The organism is Marinobacterium lutimaris (assembly GCF_900108065.1).
GTDB lineage: Bacteria > Pseudomonadota > Gammaproteobacteria > Pseudomonadales > Balneatricaceae > Marinobacterium_D > Marinobacterium_D lutimaris.
In genome coordinates this window covers 1-14,977 of record NZ_FNVQ01000002.1, presented here as the reverse complement: position 1 = coordinate 14,977, position 14,977 = coordinate 1, and the positions used below count along the sequence as shown (strand labels likewise).

The window sequence follows — 14,977 nt, the reverse complement described above, 5'->3', positions numbered from 1 at the left end:
GGAATTCCCTTTCCATTTGTGCTTAAAGTCCACTCACTTCAATTTCCGATACCTGATAGGTCGTCTTATCGGTAATCAGCACGGTGATGGTGCCATCCTCCGAGAGGATATCGACAATGAAGTCAGAGGTTTCCAGGTGGCTGCTGGTACCATCCTCAAGGTCGTTCAGCAGGTTGCTGAGCAGCCGGGACTCCAGCGAGCTGGTAAAGCGATCTAGCGCTGAGGTTTGGTTCAAGCTGGATCCCTGGGCGGAAGGATCCTCATGGTCATCCTGGCTCTGAGCATTGTTCAGCAGGTAGTTGCCGTTCAGTGGATCGCCGCCGAAATTGGGGTTTACCGGCTTGTAAACCAGTTCAGAGGCCGTCGCGGTGCTGGTGGCAAGAGCCAGGGCAACAAGTAGTCTATTGAGTGGGTTCATCCTTAACTCCCTTTATATTTCATCATCATCCAGATCAAACCGGTCGATATACAGCTCCTGAATCTTCAGCTTCTGCACATTTTTATGAATCTGTACGGCGGCGTCTTCGGCGATCTGTTGCAGTTCACTGTTACTGGGCGATATAAAACGGAGATAGACCGTGGAATGATCCTTTTCGACCCAGATGAGGTTACCCCAACGGGCGGAGGGCCTTTCGCGCATCGTCAGGTTGTAATCGCTGGGGGGCAGTTGAGTGTTACGGTAATCACCCAGGAAGCGGGCAAAGTCATGACCTACCCGGGTAATGGTGTTATCGATAGTGAAGCCGAAAATCTCATCCTCTATGCCCTGGCTATGAACGCTCATCGAACAGGTGAGAGCCAGAATAGAGGCTAGATAACGTAGCTTATTCATTTTTCATATACCGGATTGCCCAGTTTGCAGCTTGAGTTCTGTTTTGGACTCCTATTTTTTTGAAGATATTATAGATATGGGTTTTTACGGTATGCTGATTGATGTTTAATTTATCAGCAATATCCGGATTGGATAATCCTTCTGATATTTTTATCAGTACATCTTTTTCTCTTGAAGTTAATATGTCTAAATCATTTATTACTTTTGCCGAGCGTCGATGTTCATCGATAATCTTTTTTGATAACTCCCTTGGGAGCCATTGTCCTGATTGAATAAGTTCGTTTAAACCTCTCAGTAACATCTCCTGGTTACAGTCTTCATAAAATAGTCCATTTACCTGTGGCCAAAATACGAGATTTTCGTAGTCCTCGTCATGTTGGGTGTTTATCAGCGCTATGGATATATTTTTTAGAGACGCATCGAATGAACGAAGAAGGCTCTTTGCCTGAGATGGCGATATATAGTTGCAATCTAATAGCATGAAGCCAAAATCACTACGGTCTTTTTTTATTGCACAGGTATCGACGATTTCACAATCGACACCTAGCCCTTTTTCGATAAGATTTGATAGGATTTTTGATTGTATATTAGGTTTGGAAATTATAATTATTGGCTTGGGTATATGCTTTTTATTTAATGCCGTTAGCACAATCGTACTCCTTTACGATTATCATGCGATGATCATTTTAAATGACCATGATCCATTCCCTGCACGTACACATTATAGGGTTATTTGGAAAAAGGATTAGACGTTTTGTATGAAATTTAAGCATATAGGTTAAAAATATATTATTCATATAACTGTAATCCTTTCGATACATTTTTACCATTTCATATCTAATAACTAATCGATCCGTTTCTTTTTGGCTGCATATTTAATTATATAAAAACGTACGTGAATGTTTAAAATATTAGTCTATCTAATAGTGAATTTTGCATTACGATATTTTATGAAAGCCAAGGGAACTAAATAGGTTTGGTTTGAGCACGGGAATATTCCGGAATAAGTAAAATATTCGCTTAAATGCGTATACCAGTCAGTAATAAAAATTCTCTATCCGTTCTATAGAGAGATAAAAATTTCATATCGCCAGTGGTCTGCTAACTTGAATGCATCCGGAGCGATTCTGATCTGGAAGGACGTTGAACCCCGTAGGGAAAAGGGAGGGCATTGAAAGGGGCAGGAAAAGACCAGACCCCTGACAGCAACCTTCCCGTCTGCGCAGCCATCGAACGGAGTTGGATGGGGGCCGTGCAGATTCACAATCTAGCAGAGAGAGTTTCACTATGAGTCAGAACAGCAGCAGCTCAGCCGGCAAGTGTCCCGTCATGCACGGGGGCAACACTGCCACCGGGCACTCCAACGTGGACTGGTGGCCGGAGTCGCTGAACCTGGACATTCTGCATCAGCACGATAGCAAGACTGACCCGATGGGGCAGGACTTCGACTACAGCGAAGAGGTTCGCAAGCTCGACTTCGATGCGCTGAAAAAAGATATGCACGACCTGATGACCGATAGTCAGGAGTGGTGGCCAGCCGACTGGGGGCACTATGGCGGTTTGATGATCCGCATGGCCTGGCACGCCGCGGGCAGTTACCGTATCGCTGATGGTCGCGGAGGCGGTGGCACAGGCAATCAGCGCTTTGCACCGCTGAACTCCTGGCCCGATAACGTCAGCCTGGACAAGGCGCGGCGTCTGCTCTGGCCGATCAAGAAGAAGTACGGCAACAAGATCAGCTGGGCAGACCTGATTATCCTGGCCGGTAACGCCGCGTATGAATCCATGGGGCTGAAGACCTTCGGTTTCTCCTTTGGCCGCAAGGATATCTGGCACCCGGAAAAAGACACCTATTGGGGGGCAGAGAAAGAGTGGCTGGCGCCTTCCGATGAGCGTTACGGCGATGTAAGTAAGCCCGATACCATGGAAAACCCGCTGGCAGCGGTACAGATGGGCCTCATTTACGTAAACCCTGAAGGGGTGAACGGTCATCCCGATCCGTTGAAAACCGCCGAGCAGGTCCGCGAGACCTTTGCCCGTATGGCGATGGATGACGAAGAAACCGTAGCGCTTACCGTAGGCGGTCACACCGTCGGTAAATGTCACGGCAATGGCGATGCCGATGCGCTCGGCCCTGAGCCGGAAGCGGCCGACGTGGAAGAGCAGGGCCTCGGCTGGAAGAACCCCAACAAGACCGGCAAAGGTCGCTACACGGTCACGTCGGGTATCGAGGGTGCCTGGACCAGCAACCCGACCCAGTTCGATATGGGCTACTTCGATATGCTGCTCGATCACGAGTGGGAACTGAAGAAAAGCCCGGCCGGCGCCAACCAGTGGGAGCCGGTGGATATCAAAGAGGAAGATAAACCGGTCGATGTGGAAGACCCCTCTATCCGCTACAACCCGATCATGACCGACGCCGATATGGCGATGAAGATGGATCCGACCTACCGGGAGATCCTCGAAGGCTATCGCAAGGATCCTGCACGTTTCCAGGACGCATTCGCCCGTGCCTGGTTCAAGCTGACCCATCGCGATATGGGGCCGAAATCGCGATATATCGGTCCGGAAGTACCGGCCGAAGATCTGATCTGGCAGGACCCGGTGCCGGCAGGCAGCACTGCCTACACCGAAGAGGTAGTGCGCGAACACATCGAGCACTCCGGGCTATCGATCAGTGAAATGGTCAGCGTGGCCTGGGACAGCGCCCGTACCTTCCGTGGTTCCGATATGCGCGGTGGTGCCAACGGCGCACATATCCGCCTGGAGCCGCAGCGCAGCTGGGAGGGTAATGAACCAGAAAAGCTGGATAAGGTGCTGGCGATCTACGCCGATATTTCAGCGAAAACCGGTGCCAGTATCGCCGATATCATCGTGCTGGCCGGTAGCGTGGCGATCGAGAAGGCGGCTGAAGCGGCGGGTTATCATATTCGCGTCCCGTTCAAGAAAGGGCGCGGCGATGCCAGCGAAGCCCAGACCGATGCCGACTCCTTTGCACCGCTGGAGCCGCTGAGCGATGGCTTCCGTAACTGGCAGAAGAAGGACTACGTCGTTAAGCCGGAAGAGATGCTGCTGGATCGCGCCCAGTTGATGGGGCTGACCGCACCGGAAATGACGGTATTGATCGGCGGTATGCGTGTTCTCGGGACTAACTATGGCGGTACCAGCCATGGGGTGTTCACCGATCGCGAAGGCCAGTTGACCAATGACTTTTTCGTCAACCTGACCGATATGGCCTACACCTGGAAGCCGGCGGGCAAGAACCTCTATGAGATTCGTGACCGCAAGACGGATACCTTGAAATGGACCGCGACCCGTATCGACCTGGTGTTCGGTTCCAACTCGATCCTGCGCTCCTACGCCGAGGTGTACGCCCAGGACGACAACCAGGAGAAGTTCGTCAACGACTTCGTTAAAGCCTGGACCAAGGTGATGAACGCAGACCGGTTCGATCTCGCCTGAGGGCCAGTAGGTCTGGTAATTAAAAGAGCCATCGTCGCAGGACGATGGCTCTTTCTTTTGCTGCTCAAGGTGCCCCGCGAGTCGGTCACTTACAGGTGTCAGCCTCAGGGCCTCTGCAGATAGTCGTCGCGAACCTTCACCATCCGTGCGGATGGTGCTCGATTGAGCAGCGCTTCAACATTGCTGCAGTATCTTGAAAACACCGACTCTACCCGGTCGCTGCGCTGCATCTGATGGTGGCACTGCATCAGGCCGATGTAGTAGTCCTCCTCGGTGGGATCAAGCTCCAGGGCTTTTTCGAAGTAAGGGATAGCCGCCTCGGGATTATCCCGACTCAGCAGATAGCCTGAGATCTTTTCCAGCAGGCGATTGAAGTTCCTGTTGATTCTTTCACGGGCGCTGTCGATCCAGGCTTCGCCATGATATTCACATAGGAACGGCTGCTTGAAGGTGTCTGCTAATACCTGAGCGCTTTGAACATTGCACGAGTCGATATCGGCCGGGGACTCCCAGAAAGCAAGTGCATCGACCCAGCAGTCCTCCGACAGTGACAGGGTGTTGTTGCGGGTAATAATATACTGATCATCGCCCAGGCTTTTTCTTAGGCGGTAAAGCGTGGTTTTTAACGATTTGTAAGCCGCATCGCCATCGGCGTCTCGCCAAAGGTTATCTGCGATAAAGTCGAGACTAATGTTTTTGCCGCCGTAAGAAATAATGAATTTCAATAGCTCGAGCGGCTTTTGTTGCAGTGTGATGCTCTCTTCGAGATCGCCTGCGGCTGCTACTACCTGGAAGCTATCGAGCGTATGAATTCGGATGCTGTACGGCCAGAGGTGTGCATAGAGTGACGGCGATACAGGCAGCAGGTTGTGTTCCTTTATGATCTTTCTGACATAGTCTGCTTCAATACCGTTGAGTAGGGCTTTCTCACATAAACAAGTAAACAGTTTCTTGCCGATGGTCGGTATAAAGATAAAGTTCTGCCGGTGGGCGAGCTCAAACGCATCGGTCAGCTTGTCACTGCTGCTATCGTTTTCGTTGCTATAATCCAGCCAAGCTTCTACACATAACGCTTGGTATTTCAAATAGTTGGAGCCAAGCCACTTGCTATCCGATAGTTCCTTAAGAATGGACCGGGCCTTATCGAGTTCCCCCAGCTCATAACAGGAAAACGCCAGTACTATGTTCGACCAGTGCACAGGGTAGGTCGCTCCGGAAGTACGATACAACTCATTGGCTTTGCCCAAATCATGCTTGGCTTTGAAAAGGTCTGCTTTGTATAAAGCGGAAACACCGGACAGGAAAAGAATATCGGCACGGCGTACATCGGGCATCTGGGTATACTGGTCCAGCAGAAGCTGTATTTCATCGTCAGCCAATGCAAACTCATCATCGCGAAGCAGAGATAAAATCAGAATATAACGGAACCAGAATTCGTATAACCGAATACCGGATTTACTACCTTCTTCTAGACTGTTTCTGCACACCTCAATCGCTTTTTTCCCGCTTCCCAGAACATAGCCGTACTGAAAAGCGTCGATCAGCTGCGTCTGCAGTTTTAGTACAGGAATAGATTCCAGCTGCTGGCGTATGGGCTGCAAAATATTCAGCAGGTGATAGGTGCTGCGATCCTCCCCGGCAAAACGATAATAGATCATCATGTTGTTGCAGCGCCTTAGCAGGGCAACCGGGTCGTCGCAGTGCTCCAGTGCCGCCTTGGCAGAGGCTTTCCAGCGCGCTTGCAGTGGGTGGTTCAGGGTCCTGAATGAGGTTGCAAACAGCACGACGCAGGCCAGGCTCTCGCAAAGGTTCGTTATATCGCCGCTACAGCGCAGTAGCAGCTCCTCCAACTCTTCAAGGCTGGTTTCAAGTAAATCGTAGCCGGTGCCGGAGATCGCCAAGGCTTCAAAGTAATCCCCGTAGGCTAGAATCGCCTGTTCGATCTGCTCAGCTTCAGTGTAAGCACTGATGGCCCGACGGATCATTGTGCAGGCGTGAACCGGTGAAGCGATAAGCTGGATCTTACCCATCAACAGAAGGGTATCCGGATCTCCATTGATGAACTCATCTGGAATGCTATCGAGCCAGCGGGTGAGCTGTTGTATCAATCCTTGGTCGATAAAATGACGCGCATTTACTTTAATCAGCTGTTTGGCGTCGGAGAAGCGGCGGGTGTCTATGTTAAGCTCAATCGCCGCTTCATAAGCACCCTGGTCGACGAGCAGTTGTGCTGACTGGCTTAGGGTCTCTGCGAGCTCCTGTGGCGAGTAGGTCGCAGCAAAGACGTTATTCAGATATTTCTTGAAGAGAGGATGGAAACTGTAGGTTTCATTCGCACCTGGATGAGACTCGATGAAAAGATTGGATCTCCTCAGCGTATCAATCAGCTTGGCACTATTATTGAGGCCCGTTATATTTTTCGCCATAATATCGGTGAAAAATGGCATAAAAGAAGTTTTTAATAATAGTGTCTTGGTATCGGATGATAAATTATAGAATACTTCTTTTGCAAAAAACTCAAAGCTATCCTGGTTTAGGTGTTTAAATAAGTTTTTGCTCGTCTCCGGGGTTGATTTGTTAGCGCCCAAGAGTAGGTTGGATGAAATCAATCGGATTCCCGCCGCCCATCCAGCGGTTTCATCCAATATGATATCTATTAATGAATTATTTACATTATCTGTAGATTCTTTTTTTAAAAACTGCCTGGTTTCGCTGCGGGAAAATTTTATATCTTGCCAGTCGAGGCGATACATGTTGCCTCTTGCCTTAACAGTCACAAACTCCGGCGTCGGTGTCTCGCGACTGGCCACTATAATCTTGAAGTGCTCAGGCAGGCGTTCAGCAAACCGGCTTACAAGCCTGTGTACAGGGGACTCGGACGAAAGCTCGTGGTAGTCATCAAGAACCAGAAGTGTCTCGCCATCAGCAGCATGAGTGGCGAGAGTATTAAAAAAATTGTCCGAGAATGTATCTGGTCCTAAGGAGTACTCAAGTGTAAATTTTGGCAAGCTCAGATCATCATCGGAGAATGCTCTTTTAGCAGCAAGCGATAAATGGTGGAAAAATGCTCCTGGAGAGCAATCAGAATGATCGATCTTTAACCAGATATTGGTGGTGTTTTTATGCTGAACGAAGTCTGCGATCAGTGTTGTTTTGCCTGCACCACCAGGTGCTGAAATCCAGGTCAACGGCGCCTGTGCGGAGTCCAGAGACTCAATCAAATGATCGCGACGCAAGATGTTCGACAAAATGGGAGCTGTCAGCTTGCTGCTGATGACCGAAGATCCGTCCATGAATTATTGTCTGCTTTTCCACACTTGAATATAGAGGCCGGTCTTCTCTCGGCCGTATAGGAGCGCGTAGTCTTGCGTTTCTATTAGCTTGTTTGAATATAATTGCGGCTTTCGTCTGCGCTTTTGGTTATATGACGACCAATATACCTTTCCTGTCGCCTCGGGCAAGTTTAAATCGAAAACGGGTTCTACTGTCCCGGCGCAGAGGATTGAATTATCAGGTATAAAATCAATGGGATGCTATGGAAGAGAGGGGCTTGGCAATGTGGGCGGCGATGATGGCCCCTTACAGATAGAGCCACGTATTTGGACGTCATGGGGGAGTCAGTGCTTTGTGCTTATCGGTGCTGTGGCTTATTGCAGCTCGCAAAATGAGACCGCCCGGGCCGAAGTGGTTCGGTCAGGGCGGACTGGAGAGGCTGTCTTCAGAAAGTTGTGAGATTCAGGGTAATCTTATCCCGTTATCTACGATTCTGACTTCGGTATACGGAGTCTCGCGTTGATCCTGGGCAGCTGTATTTTTGGTGTTGGGTATGCGCTGGGCCTGCTGGATACTGCGGTGGTAAGGCGTACCGACGGTATCCATCGGGGTGATGATTTCTAACATGCCCTCGTTAAAGGTCAGAGTGTAGTTAGCCGCATCGAGTCCGTATGGCACCAGACTGAAGATTCCGGCTTCAGTGGCCCCTTGAGAGGAGCCACCCCACTGCAGCAGACCGGTGAGCACCGATGCGTCTTCTTCTTTAACAAAGCCGCGATAGATGACTCCGTTTCCGCCTCTCCAGGCGGAACCATCTAGTACCCAGGTCAGATTGTTGGCCGTGATAATCAGCGGCGCCTTATCGATGGTCAGGGCGCCATCGACAAAGGTCAGCTCGTAGTTACCGTCGGTGCCATCAACTGTATGGGCGTAGGTGCCGGCGTTTTTGCCGCTACCGCCAGTAGTAAATACATCGGTGAGTACGCTCTGGTCTTCGCCGCCGACCAGACCGTCAACCGTAAAGCCGTTCACCTGCTGGTTAGCACCGTTATAGGTAGTGGTACCGCTGTTGGCGGTGACCGTCGCCTGGGCCTTATCGATGGTCAGGGAGCCATCGACAAAGGTCAGCTCGTAGTTACCGTCGGTGCCGGCTGCGCGGTGTACATAGGTGCCGGCATTTTTACCGCTGCCGCCGGAGGTGCTGACATCGGTGAGCACGCTCTGATCTTCACCGCCTACCAGACCGTCAACCGTAAAGCCGTTCACCTGCTGGTTAGCACCGTTATAGGTGGTGCTGCCGCTGTTGGCGGTGACGGTGGCCTGGGCCTTATCGATGGTCAGGGCGCCGTCCACAAAAGTCAGCTCGTAGTTACCGTCGGTACCTTCAGCACGGTGTACATAGGTGCCGGCGTTTTTACCGCTGCCGCCGGAAGTTGATACATCGGTCAGTACACTCTGGTCTTCTCCACCGACCAGGCCATCAACGCTGAAGCCGCTGATGTTTTGGTTGGCCCCGTTGTAAGTGGTGCTGCCGCTATTGGCAGTGACGGTGGCCTGGGCCTTATCGATGGTCAGGGCGCCATCGACAAGGGTCAGCTCGTAGTTGCCGTCGGTGCCATCAACCGTATGCACATAGGTGCCGGCGTTCTTGCCGCTGCCGCCGGAAGTTGATACATCGGTCAGTACACTCTGGTCTTCGCCGCCGACCAGACCGTCAACCGTAAAGCCATTCACCTGCTGGTTGGCACCGTTATAGGTGGTGCTGCCGCTATTGGCGGTGACGGTGGCCTGGGCCTTATCGATGGTCAGGGAGCCATCGACAAAGGTCAGCTCATAGTTGCCGTCGGTGCCGGCTGCGCGGTGTACATAGGTACCGGCGTTCTTGCCGCTGCCGCCGGAGGTGGTCACGTCAGAAAGAACACTCTGGTCTTCGCCGCCCACGAGGCCATCAACGCTAAAGCCATTCACCTGCTGGTTAGGGCCGTTATAGGTAGTAGTGCCGCTGTTGGCGGTGACGGTGGCCTGGGCTTTATCGATGGTCAGGGCGCCGTCGACAAAGGTCAGCTCGTAGTTACCGTCGGTGCCTTCAGCACGGTGCACATAGGTGCCGGCGTTCTTGCCGCTGCCGCCAGAGGCGGAAACGTCTGTCAGCACGCTCTGATCTTCGCCACCGACCAGACCGTCAACCGTAAAGCCGTTCACCTGCTGGTTGGCGCCGTTATAGATGGTGCTGCCGCTGTTGGCAGTGACGGTGGCCTGGGCTTTATCGATGGTCAGGGCGCCGTCGACGAAGGTCAGCTCGTAGTTACTGTCGGTGCCATCAACCGTATGCACATAGTTACCGGCGTTTTTACCGCTGCCGCCGGAGGTGGTCACGTCAGAAAGAACACTCTGATCTTCGCCGCCCACGAGGCCATCAACCCTAAAGCCGTTCACCTGCTGGTTGGTGCCGTTATAGGTAGTGTTACCGCTATTGGCAGTGACCGTAGCCTGGGCTTTGTCGATGGTCAGGGCGCCGTCGACAAAGGTGAGCTCATAGTTGCCGTCGGTACCGGCTGCGCGGTGCACATAGGTACCGGCGTTCTTGCCGCTACCGCCGGAGGTAGTTACGTCAGAAAGAACGTTCTGGTCTTCGCCGCCGACCAGGCCATCGACGCTGAAGCCATTCACCTGCTGGTTAGCACCGTTATAGGTGGTGCTGCCGCTGTTGGCCGTCACCGTAGCCTGGGCCTTATCGATGGTGAGGGCACCATCCACAAAGGTCAGTTCGTAGTTACCATCAGTGCCATCAACCGTATGGGCGTAGGTACCGGCGTTCTTGCCGCTGCCGCCAGTGGTGGAAACTTCGCTCAGCACGCTTTGATCTTCGCCGTCGACCAGGCCATCAACGCTAAAGCCATTCACCTGCTGGTTAGCGCCGTTATAGGTGGTAGTGCCGCTATTGGCGGTGACGGTAGCCTGGGCCTTATCAATGGTCAGGGCGCCATCGACAAAGGTCAGTTCATAGTTACCGTCGGTGCCGGCTGCGCGGTGCACATAGGTACCGGCGTTCTTGCCGCTGCCGCCAGAGGTGGATACATCGGTCAGCACGCTCTGATCTTCGCCGCCGACCAGACCATCAACGCTGAAGCCGTTCACCTGCTGGTTGGCACCGTTATAGGTGGTGGTGCCGCTATTGGCCGTCACCGTAGCCTGGGCTTTGTCGATGGTCAGGGCGCCGTCGACAAAGGTGAGCTCATAGTTGCCGTCGGTACCGGCTGCGCGGTGCACATAGGTACCGGCGTTCTTGCCGCTGCCGCCAGTGGTGGATACATCGGTCAGCACGCTTTGATCTTCGCCGCCGACCAGGCCATCAACGCTAAAGCCATTCACCTGCTGGTTAGCGCCGTTATAGGTGGTAGTGCCGCTATTGGCGGTGACGGTAGCCTGGGCCTTATCGATGGTCAGGGCGCCGTCGACAAAGGTGAGTTCATAGTTACCGTCGGTACCATCAACCGTATGGGCGTAGGTACCGGCGTTCTTGCCGCTACCGCCGGAGGTGCTGACATCGGTCAGCACGCTCTGAGCTTCGCCACCGACCAGGCCATCAACGCTGAAGCCGCTGATGTTTTGGTTGGCCCCGTTGTAAGTGGTGCTGCGGCTGTTGGCAGTGACCGTAGCCTGGGCCTTATCGATGGTGAGGGCACCATCGACAAAGGTCAGCTCGTAGTTGCCGTCGGTGCCATCAACCGTATGCACATAGGTGCCGGCGTTCTTGCCGCTGCCGCCGGAAGTTGATACATCGTTCAGTACACTCTGGTCTTCGCCGCCGACCAGGCCATCAACGCTGAAGCCGCTGATGTTTTGGTTGGCCCCGTTGTAAGTGGTGCTGCGGCTGTTGGCAGTGACCGTAGCCTGGGCCTTATCGATGGTGAGGGCACCATCGACAAAGGTCAGCTCGTAGTTGCCGTCGGTGCCATCAACCGTATGCACATAGGTGCCGGCGTTCTTGCCGCTGCCGCCGGAAGTTGATACATCGTTCAGTACACTCTGGTCTTCGCCGCCGACCAGACCGTCAACCGTAAAGCCATTCACCTGCTGGTTGGCACCGTTATAGGTGGTGCTGCCGCTATTGGCGGTGACGGTGGCCTGGGCCTTGTTGATTGTCAGGGTGCCTGGCTCACTGGTGATAATCAGGTCGTAGCCCTGCTGGCCGGAGTAAAGGCCACGCATATCGAGGGTGTAGCTGCCGGCGTTTTTACCGCCAATCGGTTGCCCGTAAATATGCTCGGCATCGTAAGGGGCACTGGCGCTCCAGTTGCCGCTTTGTTCGGTGCCGTTATAGGTGAGGGTCGTATCCTCGGCGCTGACCTCGAGAGCCTTTAAAAAACGGCGCAGTAGAGGCGTTGTGTAGCCATCGTAGATGCGCCAGACTGAACCTGAGCCGCCCTGGGCGTCGATATTCGGTTCCCAGGCGTAGAAGGTGTCGAGCTGGGTCAGCTCCGCCCAGCTTTTGCTCCAGCCGCCGCTGAGAGGACCACCATCAATCAGCGCGTTGCCGTTTTCGTCGGTATTGGCGTAGTAGGCATTGGCGGTTCCGCCTGCCAGCCAGGAGCCCAGAAGACGCGCAAAGCTGTCGTTGATAATAACTGTGCTGTAGCTGTCGTTAATGAACCCATCAAACATGCCGGCTAGTCCGCCGGCCGAGCCTATCGAAGGGTCTACCTGCACCTGGATATCACCGGTGGCGTAGCTGTTTTCGATATCGCCAACCTGAGATCCCGCCAGGCCGCCAGCGATGGAGATGGCGTTGATATCCACATCGGCGTAGCTCTCGGTGATGCTGTTCTGGCTCAATCCGGCAAGGCCACCGACGGTGAAATCGCCCGCCAGGCTGCCCGTTGCGAACACGCCATAAAGACTGCCGTAACCGTTACCGACCAGGCTGCCAACAAAGTTTTGGCCGCGAATATCCACATTGGTTAAACCGAGGTTGCGGATCTCGCTGTCTTCATCGGTATAACTGAATAAACCCACACCGGACTGCTCAGGGCGCTGAATGGTCAGGCGGTCGATGGAGTATCCCAAACCGTCGAACAGACCACTAAAGCGGTTATCCGACGCGCCCAGCGGATCAAAGCCCGCGCCGCTGTTCCAGCCAGCCGTGGCAGAGGCATCGATATCATTGCCGAGCAGATAGTTGGCCGAGAGATCGTTTTGCATTGCCTGTAACTGGTCGATATCCAGAATCACGGTGTAGAGTGCGGGTCGGTTGCTGGCATCGATGGTGCCCGTGGGAAGGTCGTTTTTGTTGAACACCCGGTTGCCGGCCAGCGCGCGCAGGTAGGGGGTGGTCTGATCGTCTGCGTTGGCCCAGATATCGGCAAAGTCGAAGCCTAAGAAGTTGGCCGCGTCAAACATCTGCGCGGTGGTCAGGCCGGTGGTGCCGTCATCGCTGCCGTCGCCTACCGCACCGGCCTGGCCGCTGGTTTCGGTGTTCCAGTAGTTGTCGGTCAGCGTACCACCGGTGTTGCCCCCGACCAATGCGCCAGTCACCCCGGTACTGCTACTGATCCGGCCGGTGGCGTAGCTTTGGCTGATAGAGCCACCGGAGTTGAGGCCAACCAAGCCGCCGATCTCTCTGATAGTGCCACTGACATCGCCCGTGGCGTAGCTTTGGCTGATAGAGCCACCGGAGTTGAGGCCAACCAAACCGCCAAGGTGATACCACCCACCTGAGACGCGGCCGGTGGCGTAGCTTTGGTTGATAGAGGCGCCGAAGTTAAAGCCAACCAACCCGCCAACACCCTCACCGCCGCTTACATCGCCGGACGCATAGCTTTGAGTGATTGAGCCATAGTTATCGCCAACCAGCCCGCCAGTGTAGCTCCCCCCTTGCACATTGCCGGTAGCATAGCTATGGCTAATAGTGGCGCGGCTATCTCCAGCGAGCCCGCCGATATTCCAGCCGTTACCGTTACCGTTTACATTGCCAGTGGCAAAGCTGTTGCTAATGTTGCTACCAGCGAGCATGTCGCCGACGAGGCCGCCCACATTATCCCCGCCGCGTACATTGCCTGCGGCGTAGCTGCCGCTGATGTTGCCGCTCATTCGGCCGACTAGCCCGCCTGTGTTATCGACGAGACCTTCAACTGTTGCGGTGGAGTAGCTATCCGTGATTTGGCCGACCATCTCGCCCACCAAACCGCCGGCATAGCTGGCAGAGCCAATATCCACGGTACCGGTGCTGTAACTCTGCTCAATGGTCCCACTGAAGTTTCCTGCAAGGCCGCCGCTTCGATAACTTCCGGTAATACTTCCCTGCACATAACTGTGGCTGATCTGGCCGGCGTTAACCCCATGACCGACTAGGCCACCAACATCGTACCGTCCCAGGATAGACGCATTCTGAAGGCCGATATGTCGAATATGGCTGCCATTTATCGCCCCGAATAACCCAACCCTGTCCGTACCGGCGCGATTGATCGTAAGCCCGTAAATGATATGCCCACCGCCATCAAAATCGCCGGTGTAGCGATTGCTCGAGTCACCGATGGGCACAAAACCCGCGCCGCCGTTCCAGTTGGCGGTGCCGCTGGCATCCAGGGTGCTGGTCAACGTAAAGTCGCTGCTTAATAGGCTGCGCGAGGCCATGCCCTGCAGGCCGTAGATATCAAAAATCCGGTAGGCGTTGCCCTCGCTGCCGTCGCCGGCAGTGGCCCTCAGGAAAGAAGCGTTGCCAGTACTAAGGCGGAAGTCATCCGCCGAGAACGCTGGCAGGGTGCCGCCCAGCTGGGTCCAGTCGCCGCTTTGCAGGTCGAAGGTGCCCACGTTTACCGCGCCGCCTGCGCTGATCTCACCGCCCGCATTCAGGGTCAGGCCGCCATTGGTAGCGGTAATGTCACCGTTGATCGCTATATCGTTGTCGGCTAACAGTGTCAGCGTGTTGGCGGCGTCCCAGCTCAGGTCCGCATCGATACGGATGTTACCGGCGTCTGCCCCTTCGCTGGTGGTATCGAGCCTCAAGTTGCTGAATGCAAGGTTCGTTAGAACCGCGTCAGCGGAGGCGCCCGTGGTGATATTGATATCGGTCGGGTCGATCAGCCATTCACCGGTCTTGCCGCGTTCCGCCAGGGTCGTGACGCGAACTCCTTCCTTTAAATCGACCTTGGCGGCACTGGTTTCGATAAAGCCGCCATCGCCGCCTTTGCCATCAACGACAGGCGCCGACGCATCCAGCGTACCGGCGACCTGCACCTGGCCCTGCTGCATATCGCCCAGCAGCACGATCTCGCCTTTCTCGCCGGTGGCCAGCGTCTGCGCCTGGGTAATACCGGTGTGGTTGATCACGCTGGTGGCGAGCTTGCCGGCGGCGCGGGCGGTCAATAAAACCTTGCCGCCGTCGGCACGAATCGCGCCGCCCTGTTCGAT

The 14,977-nt window shown here is 54.2% G+C and carries 6 protein-coding genes; 1 reads left to right on the top strand and 5 read right to left on the bottom strand.

The window, feature by feature from the left end; translation table 11 throughout:
- Positions 1-22: 22 nt before the first annotated feature.
- From C4S72_RS10740 to C4S72_RS10730, 3 genes are read right to left on the bottom strand one after another with little or no spacing between them, the layout of a single operon-like run.
- Complete coding sequence (locus C4S72_RS10740) at positions 23-418, bottom strand: curli assembly protein CsgF (protein WP_104003127.1); 396 nt, start codon at positions 416-418, stop codon at positions 23-25.
- Between the two features lie 12 nt (positions 419-430).
- Positions 431-832 carry a CsgE family curli-type amyloid fiber assembly protein gene (locus tag C4S72_RS10735; protein ID WP_104003126.1) on the bottom strand — a complete coding sequence of 134 codons (402 nt, stop codon included), beginning with the start codon at positions 830-832 and terminating at the stop codon, positions 431-433.
- On the bottom strand, positions 825-1,481 hold the full coding sequence (locus C4S72_RS10730) for a response regulator transcription factor (protein ID WP_104003125.1): 657 nt from the start codon (positions 1,479-1,481) through the stop codon (positions 825-827). Before C4S72_RS10730 ends, C4S72_RS10735 begins: the two co-directional genes overlap by 8 nt.
- Positions 1,482-2,119: 638 nt before the next feature.
- On the opposite strand from C4S72_RS10730, the gene katG reads away from it, so the two are divergent.
- On the top strand, positions 2,120-4,294 hold the full coding sequence (katG, locus tag C4S72_RS10725) for a catalase/peroxidase HPI (protein ID WP_104003124.1): 2,175 nt from the start codon (positions 2,120-2,122) through the stop codon (positions 4,292-4,294).
- Positions 4,295-4,398: 104 nt separating this feature from the next.
- Here the strand turns inward: katG and C4S72_RS10720 are convergent, their stop codons facing one another.
- Positions 4,399-7,587, bottom strand: coding sequence for a BTAD domain-containing putative transcriptional regulator (locus C4S72_RS10720; protein ID WP_104003123.1), 3,189 nt, complete (start codon positions 7,585-7,587; stop codon positions 4,399-4,401).
- A 442-nt stretch (positions 7,588-8,029) separates the two neighbouring features.
- On the bottom strand, positions 8,030-14,977 hold a 6,948-nt coding region (locus C4S72_RS10715), incomplete at its 5' end, for an MBG domain-containing protein (RefSeq protein WP_104003122.1).